At 67.0% G+C, this 15,424-nt stretch carries 15 protein-coding genes; 12 read left to right on the top strand and 3 right to left on the bottom strand.

What is annotated here, in order from left to right; translation table 11 throughout:
- Entirely contained in the window at positions 1–621 is a 621-nt protein-coding gene (gene udk, locus IPI67_27180) for a uridine kinase (protein MBK7583864.1), read from the bottom strand.
- Positions 622–731: 110 nt separating this feature from the next.
- Between udk and IPI67_27175 the strand changes: the two genes are divergently transcribed.
- Positions 732–2,465, top strand: coding sequence for a hypothetical protein (locus IPI67_27175; protein ID MBK7583863.1), 1,734 nt, complete (start codon positions 732–734; stop codon positions 2,463–2,465).
- Positions 2,466–2,493: 28 nt separating this feature from the next.
- Here the strand turns inward: IPI67_27175 and IPI67_27170 are convergent, their stop codons facing one another.
- Positions 2,494–2,850, bottom strand: a complete 357-nt coding sequence (locus tag IPI67_27170; GenBank protein ID MBK7583862.1) for a VOC family protein — start codon at positions 2,848–2,850, stop codon at positions 2,494–2,496.
- A gap of 60 nt (positions 2,851–2,910) precedes the next feature.
- Here IPI67_27170 and solA point away from each other — a divergent pair, with 60 nt between their 5' ends.
- On the top strand, positions 2,911–4,071 hold the full coding sequence (gene solA / locus IPI67_27165; GenBank protein MBK7583861.1) for an N-methyl-L-tryptophan oxidase: 1,161 nt from the start codon (positions 2,911–2,913) through the stop codon (positions 4,069–4,071).
- On the opposite strand, the gene IPI67_27160 is transcribed toward solA, so the two are convergent.
- Positions 4,053–4,619: a hypothetical protein gene (locus tag IPI67_27160; GenBank protein MBK7583860.1), complete on the bottom strand. Its 567-nt coding sequence runs from the start codon at positions 4,617–4,619 to the stop codon at positions 4,053–4,055. The two genes, solA and IPI67_27160, sit on opposite strands and share 19 nt — an antisense overlap.
- Positions 4,620–4,861: 242 nt before the next feature.
- Between IPI67_27160 and IPI67_27155 the strand changes: the two genes are divergently transcribed.
- The 10 genes from IPI67_27155 (at position 4,862) to IPI67_27110 (ending at position 15,413) form a co-directional block, all read left to right on the top strand.
- A complete protein-coding gene (locus IPI67_27155; GenBank protein ID MBK7583859.1) occupies positions 4,862–5,899 on the top strand; it encodes an ADP-ribosylglycohydrolase family protein in 1,038 nt (345 codons plus the stop codon).
- Between the two features lie 56 nt (positions 5,900–5,955).
- Entirely contained in the window at positions 5,956–6,840 is an 885-nt protein-coding gene (locus IPI67_27150) for a DUF4349 domain-containing protein (protein MBK7583858.1), read from the top strand.
- 153 nt (positions 6,841–6,993) lie between these two features.
- Entirely contained in the window at positions 6,994–7,719 is a 726-nt protein-coding gene (locus IPI67_27145; GenBank protein MBK7583857.1) for a hypothetical protein, read from the top strand.
- A gap of 79 nt (positions 7,720–7,798) precedes the next feature.
- A complete protein-coding gene (locus IPI67_27140; GenBank protein ID MBK7583856.1) occupies positions 7,799–9,250 on the top strand; it encodes a glycogen synthase in 1,452 nt (483 codons plus the stop codon).
- Between the two features lie 57 nt (positions 9,251–9,307).
- Positions 9,308–10,534 carry an ATP-grasp domain-containing protein gene (locus tag IPI67_27135; protein MBK7583855.1) on the top strand — a complete coding sequence of 409 codons (1,227 nt, stop codon included), beginning with the start codon at positions 9,308–9,310 and terminating at the stop codon, positions 10,532–10,534.
- Positions 10,535–10,548: 14 nt separating this feature from the next.
- Positions 10,549–11,466, top strand: a complete 918-nt coding sequence (locus IPI67_27130; GenBank protein MBK7583854.1) for a hypothetical protein — start codon at positions 10,549–10,551, stop codon at positions 11,464–11,466.
- Positions 11,463–12,599: an enterochelin esterase gene (locus IPI67_27125; protein MBK7583853.1), complete on the top strand. Its 1,137-nt coding sequence runs from the start codon at positions 11,463–11,465 to the stop codon at positions 12,597–12,599. The genes IPI67_27130 and IPI67_27125 overlap by 4 nt, the downstream gene beginning before the upstream one ends.
- A gap of 10 nt (positions 12,600–12,609) precedes the next feature.
- Positions 12,610–13,320 carry a hypothetical protein gene (locus IPI67_27120; GenBank protein ID MBK7583852.1) on the top strand — a complete coding sequence of 237 codons (711 nt, stop codon included), beginning with the start codon at positions 12,610–12,612 and terminating at the stop codon, positions 13,318–13,320.
- A gap of 105 nt (positions 13,321–13,425) precedes the next feature.
- Entirely contained in the window at positions 13,426–14,679 is a 1,254-nt protein-coding gene (locus IPI67_27115) for a hypothetical protein (GenBank protein MBK7583851.1), read from the top strand.
- On the top strand, positions 14,676–15,413 hold the full coding sequence (locus IPI67_27110) for a hypothetical protein (protein ID MBK7583850.1): 738 nt from the start codon (positions 14,676–14,678) through the stop codon (positions 15,411–15,413). Before IPI67_27115 ends, IPI67_27110 begins: the two co-directional genes overlap by 4 nt.
- Positions 15,414–15,424 lie beyond the last annotated feature (11 nt).

Genomic DNA, 15,424 nt, shown 5'->3' with positions numbered 1-15,424 from the left:
TCAGCCGGAGACGACACTCTTCAGTTTGCTGACCAGGAGCTCGATCGCGACGCTGTTCTTGCCGCCCTCCGGCACGATGACGTCCGCCCAGCGTTTGCTCGGCTCGACGAACTGCAGGTGCATGGGGCGCACACTCGAATAGTACTGGTCGCGCACGGACTGGAAGGTGCGCCCGCGCTGCTCCAGATCGCGGCGGATCCGTCGGAACACCCGGATGTCGGCGTCGGTGTCCACGAACACCTTGAGATCGAAGCGCTGGCGCAGCCGTTCGTCCGCGAACACCAGGATGCCTTCGACGGCGATCACCGGCGCTGGCAAGATCTTGTGCCGCTCAGCGCGGCGCCGATGAGTGGAAAAATCGTAGGCTGGAACCTCGACCGCCTCACCGCGCCGGAGCGCATCGAGGTGTTCAACCAGGAGCTCGGTCTCGAGGGAGTCCGGGTGGTCGAAGTTCAGCGCCGAGCGCTCCTCGTAGCTGATGTCGGGACGATCGCGGTAATAACTGTCGTGCTCGAGCAAGGTGGCGGCGCCATCGGGCAAACCGGCCGTAAGCGCCCGTGCCACGGTCGTTTTCCCGGATCCGGTGCCACCGGCGACCCCCACGATGAAAGGACGAGTCACGGGCCGCGGATCTAGCACGCCGCACCTTCCGTCGGTGGACGGCTTGCAGAGCGGGGGCGCGTGGCCCTAAAAACCCGGGGCTTGTGCCTCGGGGGCCAGCAGGAAGCTTCATGCGTGCGCTAGTGGTTTCACTTTTGATCGGCTGCACCGCTGGTGCGTGCTCGCCGCCGCCGCCCAAGGTCGAGGTTGCGCCCGCAGCGACCGGCCCCCGCGTCGCCGAGCCGCGCAGCGCCGAGTGGCTGTACGCCACCGAGGGTGTGGCGGGCGGCCGCAAGGGAGAGTGTCGTGCGGTGGCGGAGGCAGTGATGAACGAGGCGCCGTGCAAGGGTGCGCTGTGTCGACACGGCGCGGCCCTGAGCCGGGACTGGCTGAGTCTCTGCAAGGCGCTGGTGCCCGAGCGTGCGGTCGAGGTCGATGCGGAGTCCATGGAGCTCTCCAAAAAGGCGGGCGGTCCGCCAGCGCCTTGTGAGCAGGAGGCGAGCCGCCTGTTGTCGAGTGGTTGCGACAAGGGCGAGGAGTGCGGTGCGAAAGTCCAAGCCTGGGCCACGCGCTGCTCCGAATGGAGCACACCCTTGGTCGTGCGCATGCTCGAGGTGATGGTCGAGCGCGGTGGCGGAGAGCGGACTCGCATCGACAGCCGGGGCTGCCCGGACTTGCTGCGAGAGGTGGTCAAAGCAACGAGCTGCGCCCAGCAGTTCGCCTGCCAAGATGTCCTGCCCGCCGTCGACCAGTACCGTCAGCGGTGTATCTCCGCCCAGAAGCCCGCAACCCTGACCGCCGCCGTGGTCGAGCTGTCGGTGCGGGCTGGCACGGCCACACCCGTGGAGCCGCTGAGCATCACCGGCGCTGCGAAGCTGGATCCCAGCATCGTGCCGCTCGGCCTGGAAGACGGGGCGGGCGCAGTGGTCATGCTGTGTGGCAAGCGGGTTCAGACCGTCGACGCGTATCTGGAGCTGCGCAAGGGCTGCAGCGATCAGGAGCTGGTCATCGCCCGGCGCTTCGAGGGTCCAAGCGGGCCGCTCGTTCGTCTGGGTCGCCTGCCATACACGAACGACGCTGGATTTCTGCTGCGCTACCCGTCTTTGCGGGCCGAGGGTGAACCCCGCGCCCGCTACGCCGCGGCGGCGCCCGCTTTTGTCGCGGCGCTGGACCAGGCCGCGAAGTTGTCGGCGGAGCCCAAACACAACGCGGCGGCGGTCAAGGTGTTCATCAACGCGCTGGTGGAACATCAAGATGCCGTGCGCAACTCGGCGGAGTTCGAGACTCGGTTGAAGGAGCACGATACCGCGCTCGTTCCGCTCTTGCGCGAGCTGGGGGACGCCAAACGACGGCTGCTCAACCCCACGCTCGATCTCGACAAGCTCGGACCGGCGCTCGAGCGAGCGAAGCGTTATCCACTCGCTGACGTGGACGTGGAAGGCCGCGCGCGTCTCGGGGCGCTGTCGCCTGCAGCGGCTTTCGAGCTGGATGAGCTGTTGCCGAAGGCGACCGCGGCCTACGCGGAAGTTCTGTCCGGCCGCATGAAGATGCTGACCAAGAGCAAGATGACGGAGCGCATGCTCTCGAAGCTCTCCTCGGCGGCGGACGCGGCGGCGTCGCGCTGTGGTCAGGCGATGAAGGGCATGGAGACGGCCGAGCGCGCGCTGATCGCCTGTGCCTTCGGCCTCGAGACTTGCGACGAGGCCACGCTCGCCGCCACGACCAAGGAGCTCGATCGTCAACGCGCGGCGGCGGAGGCCGCGTGGCCGACTGCCGTCGTCATGCTCGCTGGCCTGCCGCGTGAGATGCGCATCGGTGCGGCGAAGGCCTCCGAGATGGCTGGCTGCAAGGAGCCATGGTGGTGAAGCGCTTCGCCCGCTGACTGGCTGGCGCTCACCCGGGTTCGACCGCGGTCCAGACTCCGAGCTCATTGCCCGCCGGGTCGAGGAACTGAAAACGCTTGCCGCCCGGGAACTCGTGGTGCGAGGTGACGGTCGCGCCGGCCGCGACGACCGCAGCCTCGCTGGCCGCGAGATCCGTGGAGTACAGAATCACGAGCGCACCGCCGCGGGTCGGCGGCGTGCTCGATGCGCGCAGCCCGCCCGAGACTCCGGCAGCCTGAATGTCCGCATATTCGGGGCCGTAGTCGACGAAGCTCCAGCCGAAGACCTCGCTGTAGAAAGCCTTGGCGCGGGTGATGTCCGTCACCGGCAGCTCGATGAAGTCGATGTGGTGGTGGTGTGACGCCATGTCTCGACGCATAGCTGGTTTCCGCGCGCTCAGAAAGCGCCGCGTCGGCGGGGTTGATTCGTGCTGAACTCGACCGGAGTGGATCACTACGACGCCATCGTGGTCGGGGTAGGCGGCATGGGCTCGCTGACCTGCCACGCGCTTTCGCGGCGGGGCGCGCGTGTGCTCGGGCTGGAGCAGTTCACGCTCGGGCACGATCGCGGCAGCTCGTACGGTGAGACTCGGCTCTACCGGCGCGCCTACTTCGAGGCGCCTGAGTACGTGCCGCTGATGGATCGCGCGCTCACTCTCTGGCGAGAGCTCGAGGCGGCGACGGGAGAGGAGCTCGTGGTCGAGACGGGGCTCGTGCTCGCAGGCGGCAGAGCGAGCGAGATCATTCGCGGCGCGGAGCTGGCCGCTCGAGTGAACGAGCGCGCGTTCGAGCGGCTCACGCCCGCCGAGGCCCGGCTCCGCTTTCCCGACTTCGCTTTCTCGGACGACCAGTCGCTGCTATTCGAGGCCGAAGCGGGCTTCATCCGCGTCGAGCGCGCAGTTCGAGCCTCCGCCGCCGCCGCGAGCCGGGCGGGCGCCGCGTTGGTCTACGACACGCGCGTCACGGGCTTCGAGAGTGACGCGCACGGCGTGCGAGTCTCGACCACGCGGGGTGAGTATCACGCGGGCAGTCTGATCTTCACCGCCGGTCCATGGTCGGGGCCGCTGCTCGGCTCGCTCGGGCTCGTGCTTCGAGTCCAACGGCAGGTCCTGCTCTGGCTGCGCGTCGATGCGTCCGCCCACCGTCTCGACGCCGGCGCACCCGCCTTCGGTTTTGATACGCGTGGCGGATTCTTCTACGGCTTCCCCTGTCTCGAGCCGGGTGTGTTGAAGCTCGCGCGGCACCGGCTCGGTGACGCGATCCCGAGCCCAAAAGAGCTGGATCGCGGGCTCGGGCCGGGCGACGTCGAGCCTGTCGCAGAGTTCGTTCGCGCCCACCTACCCCGCGCGCGAGCGGAGGTGCTGCGGCACCACGTGTGCATGTACACGCTGACGCCGGACGAGCATTTCATCGTGGATCGCCACCCGGAGCACAACCATGTCTGGGTGGCCGCGGGCTTCAGCGGGCACGGCTTCAAGTTTGCCTCGGTGATCGGCGAGGCCCTCGCCGAGCTGGCTACGGCGGGCAGCACCCACGAGCCGATCGGCTTCTTGAGTGCCGCACGCTTCGGTCACTTCGGCGCGGTCTGATCGAACTCGTAGGTCGGCGCGGGAGCGCCGTTCGGCCACTTGACGCTGAGCACGCGTTTGCCCCACTGGCTCCACTCGTACGTCCACTCGGCTTCCATGCCGGGCTTGACCCGCGTCACGATGCTCGCAACACCCTTTTTGACGAAGGGCGGGATGCCGCCGGAGTCCTTGCCGCCCGTGAGCATGACGTTGCTGATCTGATTCGGCGAGCTGTCGGGGGTTCGACACGAGACCCGCAGCCACTCGCGCACCAGCTTGGTCTCGCAGCCGAGCGGTGTGCTGTGGCGCACCGTGATCTCTCCGACGGCGCCCCACTCCGCGACAGTGGGCGGCTTCGAGGTTCCGCTGGTGGGGATGCCCGTCTTGGACTCGGTGTTTGCCGCCGGCTCCGCGCTAGCCGCGGGGGCGGCGGGCGCGGGTGTCGGCTCGGCGACGACTGCCGTCGCGGTGGTCGGCGGCGCAGCCACCTCTTCCTTCTTCGCCTCTTGTTTGCACGCGAGGAGCGTCACTCCCACCAACATCGCCACGGAGATCGTCGTCTGTTTCATTTGCCCTCTCCCAACCCAGAAGATGAAGGCGAGAATGGGGCAGGGTCGGGCCGGCGCGCAAGTCGCCTTGGTGCCCCCGGCTCGTGCGCGTGATGGCCCCGGTTCCGTCGTCCCGGACGATCTGACAGCGCAGTCCCCTGGCGCGCGCCGTTTTGTCTCCGGCAGCCGTGCGGCAGGGCGCCGATCTCTCGGCAAACAGCCCAGCCTCCCGTTGGAACGCGGCTTGCCATGCACACCTCCGGATGACGTCAACCACCACCGAAGCGTTCGCGGGATGTCTGCTGGGCACGGCCGCCGGAGATGCCGTCGGGTTGCCCTTCGAGGGGCTGTCACGCCGCAGAGTTCGCCGCTGGCTCGGCGCGGCACCCATCGAACACCGTCTTTTGTTCGGGCGCGGGCTGGTCTCCGATGACACCGAGCACGCGTGTCTCGTGGCTCAGGCGCTGCTCGTTCATGGTGACGATCCCGAGCGCTTCGCCCGAGCGCTCGGCTGGAGGTTGAAGTTCTGGTTGGCTGCGCTGCCCGCGGCGGTGGGCTTCGCAACGCTGCGCGGGATCGCGCGACTCTGGCTGGGATTTTCCCCAGAAACGAGCGGGGTCGTCTCCGCCGGCAACGGCGCTGCCATGCGCGCACCGGTGATCGGCGTGTGGGCGGCGGACGATGTGGCGTTACGTCGTGCCCTCGTGCGTGCGTCGACGCGGCTCACCCATCGTGATCAGCGCGCCGAGGACGGCGCTCGAGTCGTGGCGGCGGCGGCGGCCATCGCCAAACGCTCGGCCGGTCACACCCTCAACGCATCCCAGATCATCCCACAGCTCCTGTGCGAGCTGGAAGACGACGAGCTGGGTCGTGCGCTCGAAGCCGTGCCCGGCGCGGAGTCCGTCGAGCGTTTGGCCGAACAAATGGGGCTCGCGCGCGGCATCACCGGCTACGTCAATCACACCGTGCCCATTGCCATCGCGGCCTGGCTGAAGCACGCCGGCTGTTTTCGCACCGCCGTGGAGCACACCGTCCGCCTCGGCGGCGACACCGACACGACCGCCGCCATCGTCGGCGCGCTGGTCGGGACGGGGCTCGGTCCGCAGGCGATCCCGGCAGCGTGGCTGGATGGAATCATCGAATATCCCCGCTCGATCGCCTGGATGCAGCGACTGGCGGAGCGCCTCGCAACACGGGGTGCGCCGCTCTCCAGCCTCTGGCCGCTCATTCCGATGCGGAACGCCGCGTTCACCTTGATCGTGCTCGCGCTCGCGGGCCGACGGATGTTGCCGCCGTACTGACTCACAATCGTCTTTCGCCTCGACTTCGCCAGGAGCCCGGGCGTTATCATGTCGAAATGAAGCGCGCTGTCCTCGTGGGACTCCTCATCACGCTGCTGCTCTGGGTCGCGGGCTGCGGCGGCGGCATGCCGGGTGCGCACAGCGCCGGCACGCGAAACGGTGCTCCGCAGGCGGACTCCGACGACTCGGTTCAGATCATGGAGGCCGAATCCGCGCGCGACGAGGCACCTCCAGCGCCGCCGCCGGAGCCGATGCCGGTCTCTGCCGCGGCAACCGGGGGCGCGGCGCCTCCCGCCCAGGCGCCGATGAAAAAACCGGCGGCGCAAGACAAGAGCGTCGAGTTCGCGGGCCAGGCCGGCGAGTCGAAGCCGAAGCCAGGCGTCGATACCCCGGCCAAACCGGCGGTCGCGTCTCAGCTGCTCGTGTACACGGCCGACGTTCGTGTCGCCGTGCAGGAGGTTTCGAAGGCCATCGACGCTGTCGAGAAGCTCGCCAAAGAACGGGGCGGTTACCTGGTCTCGCGCGAGGACAACAGCATCACCATTCGAGTCCCGAGCGCCAAGTTCGATCTCGCCCTCGACGAGCTCGGCAAGCTCGGCGAGGTGCTGCACCGCAACGTCAGCATCGAGGACGTCACGGACCTGTACTTCGACATGCAAGTGCGCATGAAGAACCTCGAGATCGTGAAGAATCGCCTCGAGGAGCTGCTCAAGAAGGCCGCCACGGTCGACGAGGCGCTGGCGGTGCAGCGGGAGCTCGAGCGGGTGACCAGCGCGCTCGAGAGCATGCGCGGCAAGCTCAAGCTGTTGACGGAGCTGGTGCTGTTTTCCACCATCACCGTGGCGTTCGAGCCGAAGTCTACGGAGCACATCGACTCGAAGGTGCGCCTACCGTTCCCGTGGATGGACCGCCTGGGGCTCGGGGACCTCATGCGGCTCTGAGCTCGGGTTATTCGGTCTTGTTTCGCAGTCTGGCCAACGCAGCGCGGACCACGCGGCTCTCACAGGCGAGCAGCGGAGGCTCGGCGCCTGCGGCCAAGAGTTTGGCGCCGAGGGCCAGTGCCACTTTCCGGCACATGAGAGTACAATCTCGGCATGTTGCGCCGAGCGATGCTCTTGTTTCTGCTCTTCGGCCCGAGCGCCTGCGGCAACACCTCGGCCGCCGACGACTCACCCAAGAGTGGTAGCGGGGGCTCCGGAGCGGGTGGCTCCGGCGGCAGCTCCATCTCGGGCGGCGCGTGGGGTAACGGCGGAAGCTCCGCGGGCGGTGGCGCCGCGGGCAGCGGCCAGGGGGGCGGCACGACCAAGCCCTACTACCTTCACGCCGGACGCACCTACGATCAGGAGAGCGACTACATCGAGTGGGAGGGGCAGGTCTCGGTCGTCACTCTGAAGCACAAGGATCAGACCGCGCTGCCGGCGGACGAGGGTGGCGCGGCTTGCTCCGGCGGGTGCGACGAACAGGTGACGCGCCTCGAGGCAGGCGCTGCGCTGTGGGGTCGCTTCAAGGGCATCACCGGGATCAACATTCAACTGGCGTCGACCAACGAGGCCGGCGTGGGGCAGGGAGTCCTCACTGTGTGCAACACTCCACTGCCGGCGTTCGACCTGGCCGCTACCTCGACCGGGCTGCCCGGGTTCAACAACATGCCGACACCCGCCCATGGAGTTGCGCCGAGCGACGACTGCGAGTGGCGTGTGCAGGCCGAGGGCGGTTTCATCTATTTCCGCGCGGTCACGGTCACTACTCCCGCCGGCAGCGGCGGCAGTGGTGGAGCGGGTGGCACGGGCGCAGGCGGCGTGGGCGGCAATCCCGCCTGAGCGGTCCCGCGTCCAAGGCTCGAGCGATTCGCATCGAGCGCCGCCGCGGTCCAGCGAATTTGTGCCATCATCCGGCGCCGTGCGTCTCCTGTACATCGCGCCAGAAGTGGCGCCGTTTGCCAAGACGGGAGGCCTCGCCGACGTGCTGGGGGCGCTCCCGCGTCAGATGCACCGCTCCGGTCACTCGGTGCGGGTGTTCCTGCCGGCCTACAGCCAGATGGATCAGCGGAAGTACCGACTCCACCCGGTGCCGGGGCTGGGTCCCATCGAGCTGCCCCTCGGTCCGCATCGCATTCAAGTGGCGTTTGCCCGGGCGCTCATGCCCGGCAGCAACTTCGAGGTGAACTTCGTCTACTGCCCGGAGGCTTATTCGCGCTCCAGCATCTACACGTCCGAGGGTGACGAACACCTGCGCTTCTTGGTGCTCTCGTACGCCGCGCTCGAGGCCTGTAAGCGGCTGCGCTTCGCGCCCCACGTCGTGCACGTTCACGATTGGCAGACGGCGATGGTGCCGCTCGCGCTCAAGACCATTTATGCGCGGGATCCGGTGCTCGGACGCGCTCGCTCCCTGCTCACGATCCACAACCTGCAGTATCAGGGCATGTTTCCCTCGGGGGTGGTGGGGGACACCGGGCTCGCGCGCTCCGCGCACCTGTTTCACCAGGATCACTTGCGCGAGGGGCGGCTCAGCTTCCTCTTGCACGGTGTGCTCTATGCAGACGGCATCACCACGGTCAGCCCGACGTATTCCAGGGAAATTCAGACACCGGAGCACGGCGCCGGGCTCGACTCGTTCCTGCGCGGTCGCAGCTCCACGGTCGTGGGGATCCTGAACGGCGTCGACTACGACGAGTGGAGTCCCGAGCGCGATCGCCTCATTCCGCACCGCTATGACCGTGACGACCTCTCGGGGAAGGAGCTCGACAAACAGGCCCTGCTGAGCACGCTTGGGCTCGAGTATCAGGCTGGCACACCGGTGATTGGCTCGATCTCTCGCCTCGTCGGCCAGAAGGGTCTCGACCTCTTGGTGGGGGTGTTGCCCCATCTGCTCCGGCGTCACGGGTTTCAGTTCGTACTGCTCGGCAGCGGCGAGCGCCGGCTCGAGGAGGCTTACACCCAGTTGCAGCAGACGTTCCCCCGGCAGGTGTGTTTTTACCGGGGCTTCTCCAACGAGCTCGCTCATTTGATCGAGGCCGGTGCGGACATGTTCGTGATGCCGTCACGCTACGAGCCTTGTGGGCTCAATCAGCTCTACAGCTTGCGCTACGGTACCGTTCCCATCGTGCACAAAACCGGCGGCCTGGCCGACACCGTCCAGCTCTGGAACCCCACCACGGGTGAAGGCACCGGGTTCCCGTTCGAGCAGTTCGACGCGGCGGGACTCGTGTGGGGCATCGAGGCGGCCCTGCGCGCCTACCGGCAGCCGGAGAGCTGGCAGCGCCTGATGCACAACGGCATGACGCAGGATTTTTCCTGGGGTGTGCAGGCGAAGCGCTACGAAGCGCTGTACTCGCGGCTGCTCAGGAGCTAGTGACGCCCGCACGTCATCGACACGCCGGCCGCCCCGGCGTAGATTCCGCGGTCAATCATGCACGTCGTCTTCATCGAGCCCCGCTTTCCGGGCAACCAGAAGCTCTTCGTCAAGGCGTTGGCCGAGGTCGGCGCCACGGTGACTGCCATCGGCGAGGGCAGCAAGGACTCGCTGGACGACGAGCTGAAGCGCTGGATCTTGCACTACGAAGAGGTCGGCTCCGTTTGTGACGAGGGCGCCGTGCTCCGAGCTCTGCGCTTCATTCAGCGGCGCGCCCACGTCGATCGCCTGGAGGCGACGGTCGAAGCGCACATCATGCCCATCGCCAAGGTGCGCGAGGCCGCTCAGATCCCCGGGACCTCCGTGCGCACCGCCTTCCTGTGTCGGGACAAACCGGCCATGAAAGAGGCGCTACGAGCCGGCGGCGTTCCGTGCGCGCAGTCGACGGGTGCCTCCTCGGTCGCCGAAATCCGCGAGTTCATCGAGCGCGTCGGGTTTCCCGTGATCTTGAAGCCACGTGATGGCGCGGGCGCCTCCGGCGCGGCGCGCGTGGACTCGTTGGCCGAGCTCGGTCCCGCCCTCGCATCTCTCGGCCTCGACCGCCCGGGTCGGTCCATCGCCGTCGAAGAGTTCATCGAGGGCCACGAGGGTTTCTACGACACCCTCTCGATCCGCGGCCAGGTCGTGCACGATTTCGCGACGCACTACTACCCGAACGTGCTCGAGGCCATGCGCAAGCGCTGGATTTCGCCGCAGTTCATCGCCACAAATCGCATCGACTCCGCGTCGGGCTACGACGAGGTCAAGCTGCTCGGGCGCAAGGTGGTGCAGCTCCTCGGCATCGAGACCTCGGCGACACATATGGAGTGGTTCTCGGGCCCGAAGGGCCTGAAGTTCTCCGAGATCGGCTGCCGCCCGCCGGGGGTGCGCGCCTGGGATCTCTACAACGTCGGCAACGACATGGATCTCTATCGCGAGTGGGCGATGGCCATCTGCCATGCCCGGCCGAGCCAGCGTACTTCGCGGCGTTTCTCCGCCGGCATCATCGCGCTCAGGCCCAGCCAGGACGGACGCATCAGTGGTTACCAGGGTCTCGAGGCCATCGGCAAATCGTTCGGGCAGCACATCATCGACGCCCACACCCCGCCCGAGGGCACGCCCACTCAGCCGGTCGAGGCCGGCTACATGGCGAACGCGTGGCTGCGCATGAAACACGAAAACTACGACGAGCTCCGCCGCATGCTGGACATCGTCGGACAGACGGTGAAGGTGTGGGCCAACTGAGCCGGCTCCCTTCGGTGGTCCTCCTGGGACCCCAGCAAGCGAAACCCGACGTTGGCGCCGCGCTGGCGGAGGCGGGCGTGCGCGGTCAGATCGCCCTAGTGACTGCCGGCTGGCAGGAGCGCGAGGCCGACGACCAGGCGCTGATCGCGGAGCTGGGCGTGAAGGCGGTGAACCTCACGTTACACGCGCGCTCCGAGCAGCTGTTCGCGGCGGACAAGGAGCTGGCGCAGGCGCACAAGGCGCGGCAGGCGCGGCTCCGAAACGTCAACGACTTCTATCGAATCCGCCTGGACCACGCCTTCGAGGCAGCGCGGGCCATCTCGGTTCGTCACGTCGACCCGGAGCTGTTGGCCGAAGAGGTGCACGAGTCAGTCGAGGGGCTGCGCCAGCTGGACGGAGACCACCTCGAGCGTTGCCGGGCGACCCACGCGGCGTTCGAAGAGAAGTGGCGGCTCGCCGAGCGCACGGCGGTCGCCAAACACCGGGCCGAGATCAAGAAGCTCGTGGACGACTCGGAGGCAGTCGTGGTGATGGGCGGGCACGTGGCGTCGCTCCTCAATCGCATGAAGCTGTTCGATCTGACGGGGATAGCCCGGAAGAAACGCTGGTTCGCCGCCGCCGCTGGCGCAATGGTGCTGACGGAGCGCATCTACCTGTTCCACGATTTCCCCCCGCACGGCACCGGCATCGCCGAGGCGCTCGATTGGGGCTTTGGGCTGGTGCGCGATCTGGTGGTGCTACCGGATCCGAAACATCGCATTCGGACCGACGACGCGCCGGGCATCGCCCGCTTCGTGCAGCGCATTGCGCCGGCGACCTGCGCCGCCCTCGACGAGGGGGCCCGAGTATTTTCCGAGAACGGTCGCGTGACTGGCGCTAGCTGCCATCGACTCTGGCCGGACGGCGAGTTCGCCGTGGGGTGGACGGGATGAACGCCCGGGCCATCGAAGAGCTGGCACAGGGCCCGCGCACGCCGGAGGCGGTCGACAAGTTTTTTGCCGAGCGCACCTTCCCCATCGTCGAAGGCCCTGCCATCACGATCGTGTTTCGCGGCGACGCCGAGGCAATCCACCTCAAGCACTGGGTGTTCGGCCTGCCCTCGAGTCAGCAGCTGACCCGCGTCGAGGGCACCAACGTCTGGTATCTGACCCTCGAGCTGCCGGCGGCCTCGCGCGTCGAATACAAACTCGAGGTCGTACGCAACGGCCGCGGCGAGTGGATGGAGGATCCACTCAACCCGAACCGCGCGCGGGATCCCTTCGGCGCGAACTCCGTCGCCCACGGGTCGGGCTACGAAGCGCCGACCTGGATCAACCACGACCCGGAGTCCCGCCCAGGGAAGATCGACGAGCTCTTCCTCGATGGTCCGACTTTTGGCCGGCGGCGCGTCGAGATCTACCTGCCGGCTCGCTTCCGCAGGACACGACGCTACCCGCTCCTGATCGTGCACGACGGGCACGACTACCTGCGCTACGCGTCGCTTGGCACGATCCTGGACAACCTGACGCACCGGCTGGAAATCCCCGACATGATCGTGTGCATGACCAGCTCCCCCGATCGGCTGGTCGAGTACGCCAACGACGAGCGCCACGCGCGGTACTTGACGGACGAGCTGGTGCCGCAGCTCGAACGCGCGCTGCCCGTCGACAGTCGACCGCAGGCGCGGTGCCTGATGGGCGCGAGCTTCGGGGCCGTAGCGGCGCTGTCCGCTGCCTGGCGCCGGCCGGGGTTCTTCGGGCGCCTGCTCTTGCAGTCGGGGTCCTTCGCCTTCACCGACATCGGAGATCGCAATCACCGCGGGCCGCTGTTCGACCCCGTGGTCGCGTTCGTCAACCAGCTGCGCGCGCGGCCGGTCGCCATGGCCGAACGCATCTTCGTCAGCTGTGGCATGTACGAGTCTTTGATCTACGAGAACCGATCGCTGGTGCCGGTGCTGCAGGCGACCGGCATGGACGTGCGTTACATCGAGGCCCGAGACGGCCACAACTGGGAGAACTGGCGAGATCGCCTGCGCGAAGGCCTCTCGTGGCTGTTCCCGGGACCACTATTGTTCGTCTACGAGTGAGGATCTGCCGATGAGTGCGACCTACCTGATCATCAGCCGGCTATCACCCCGAGAAATGCTCGAGCTTGGCACGGCGTGCGAGCGCCTGGTCGAGAGTTATCTCGAAGAGCACCCCGAGGCAGAAGACGAGTGGGGTGAGATGGGTGCCGGCGGCAAGCTCCCCACCGCCGATGAGGTCAGGGATGGGTATGCGCGGCTCGGCGAGAAGCTCGCCCCCGAGCTGCTCGACCGACTCGCGGAGTGCCAGTCCGTGTTCAGCATCGATCACCCCGGCGAGCTCGAGGCCGGTGGCCTGCAGCTGTCGATCTTTCGGTTCCTGCTGGAGCGCACGCAGAGCTCGCTCCTCTTCCTGAACGACTACCCGCTCGAGACGAGCGAAGCCTTCCTGGAGCGTTTTGCGTCGCGCCCCGGCGCGAAGGGTTTTGGCGAGGCGAAGGCGCCCAAGAAGCGCAAGGTCGTGCGTCGCGACGCGAGACAGGGCGAGGTGCGCGCCACGCGCATCCTGGGTCGACTAGAGCGCGCCATCGCGGACGTGCGGGTGGCCATCGACGTGAAGAGCGCACTGCACCGAGCCAGCCCGGCGGCCCGAAACTACGCCGCAGCGCTGATGGAAGAGGGGGCGGTGTCCGACGCCCAGGCCGCCAAGGCCCTCGGCACCCCGGTCGACGAGGTGACGGCGGCGGCCGACGAGCTGGAGCGCGAGCTCTTCGGTCGGGGCTGAAATCGGCTGCCAAAGCCCTCGGCGGCTCGGGCCGTGGCCGACTCCCAGAAAGTCACGCTTTCCCGTGGCGCCGGGCGGGATTTGGGCATAGGAGGGACCGCCCAAATGGCCAACGTCACCCGCAACATCGGCCTCTCCCTCGGCGCCGACATCTGCTGGCCGATCTGTTACGAAGAAATCGTCAAGCGGTTGGACCTGTCCATCGACTGGCAAGGGGATCGCGTTGGGGTCGCGGTCGATCGAGTGACCATCGAGCCGTTCGACCTGCGCCAGCCCTGCAACTACGACGTGGTGCTCGACCGTTTGACGCACTGGTACCACACCAGTCGCGAGTGGATAAAAAAGTCCATCTTGATGGATGGCCTGTACGTCCTGAACAACCCGTGGGCCGTCCAGTCCATGGAAAAACAGACCACGTACTGCGCCATGATGCAGCTGGGGATGCCGATCCCTGACACCTGGATGGTGCCCCCCAAGTCCTACGAGCCGCTGCCGGATCTCAAACCGACACTCAGCCGTTACGCAAAACTCTTCGACCTGGGCAAGGTGGGGCAGTCGCTTGGGTACCCGCTGTTCATGAAACCGTACGACGGGGGCGGGTGGAAGGGCGTCAATCGCATCGCCGACGAGGCCAGCTTGCGCGCTCGCTACGACGAGAGCGGCAAGCTCGTGATGCACCTGCAGAAGGCCATCGAGCCGTTCGACCACTTCATCCGTTGCGTCGGGATCGGGCCCCAGACCCGCATCGTGCGCTACGACCCGAGCGCAGCGCTCCACAACCGCTACACGATGGACGCCGAGGCTAGCTTCTTGTCCGCGGATGACGCACAGGTCATTCGTGACACCACCCTGACCATCAACGCCTTCTTCGGTTGGGATTTCAACTCGTGCGAGGCGCTCTCGAAGCAGGGCGTCTGGTACCCGATCGACTTCGCCAACGCCTGCCCGGACTCGCAGGTCACGTCGCTGCACTATCACTTCGCCTGGTTGGTGAAGGCGAAGATCCGCTGGAGTGTGTTCGCTGCCGTGACGAAGCGAAAGATGCGCAAGAACCTGGATTGGGAGCCGTTCTACGCCATCGCCGCCGACCAGGACCGCCCCTACAAGGACAAACTCCGGGCCTACGCCCAGATCGCCGAAGCACGCTTCGAGCGTGAGCGCTTCGAGGAGTTCTGCGAGAAACACTTGGGGCACCTCGACGCCGTCGCCCACGAGTTCTTCGGCAGCGAGGTGGCCAAAGAAGAGGCCGTGCGCAAGAAGACGGCGGCGCTCTTCCCTGCCCACGAGGTGAGTGAGTTCACCGAGCTGTTCTGGCAGCGGGTGCAGAAATGGCGTGCGGAACAAGGAGCGTCGGCATGAAGGCCGTCGAACGTTGGCGATCCCCATGTGTCGAGCGCGACGTGACCTTGGTGCGCTGGGGTACCTTCGGTCAGCCGGTGCTGGTCTTCCCGACCGCCGGCGGTGACGCCGAAGAGATCGAGCGCTTCCAGATGATCGACGTGCTCCGACCGTTGATCGACGCAGGCCGCATCAAGGTCTATTCGGTCGACAGCGTGGCGGGCAAGGCCCTCTTGGCCCGCGAGGGTTCGGCCCGCCACCAGATGTGGCTCCAGAATCAGTTCCACTACTACATCAAGACCGAGGTGGTGCCGGCCATCCACAGCGACTGCAAGAACTCGAACCTCGAGGTCTGGGCCGCGGGTTCGAGCATCGGCGCGCTGCACTCCATCGCGATGGTGTGCCGCTTCCCGCACCTATTTTCACGCGCGTGCGCCATGAGCGGGACGTACGACATTCGTCGCTTCTACGACGCCCACTCGAGTGAGTTCAGCGACGATTTCTGGGTCTCGTCCCCCGTTCACTTCGTGCCCTCCCTCGCGGGCCGCCACCTCGACGTGCTCCGGAGTCGTTTCATTCTGATGCCGAGCGGCGAGGGACGGGCCGAGGACATCGGAGAGTCCTGGGCAATGGCCAACGCCCTCGGTCGTGCGGGCATCCCGAACCGGGTCGATTCGTGGGGAAAAGACTGGCATCACGACTGGGTCACCTGGCGCAAGATGCTGCCTCAGGTGCTGAGCGAGTGGACCAAGTGAGAGGGCAGAGG

It is taken from the genome of Myxococcales bacterium (assembly GCA_016706225.1).
GTDB lineage: Bacteria > Myxococcota_A > Polyangia > Polyangiales > Polyangiaceae > JADJKB01.
This window is presented reverse-complemented; position numbering and strand designations above follow the sequence as displayed.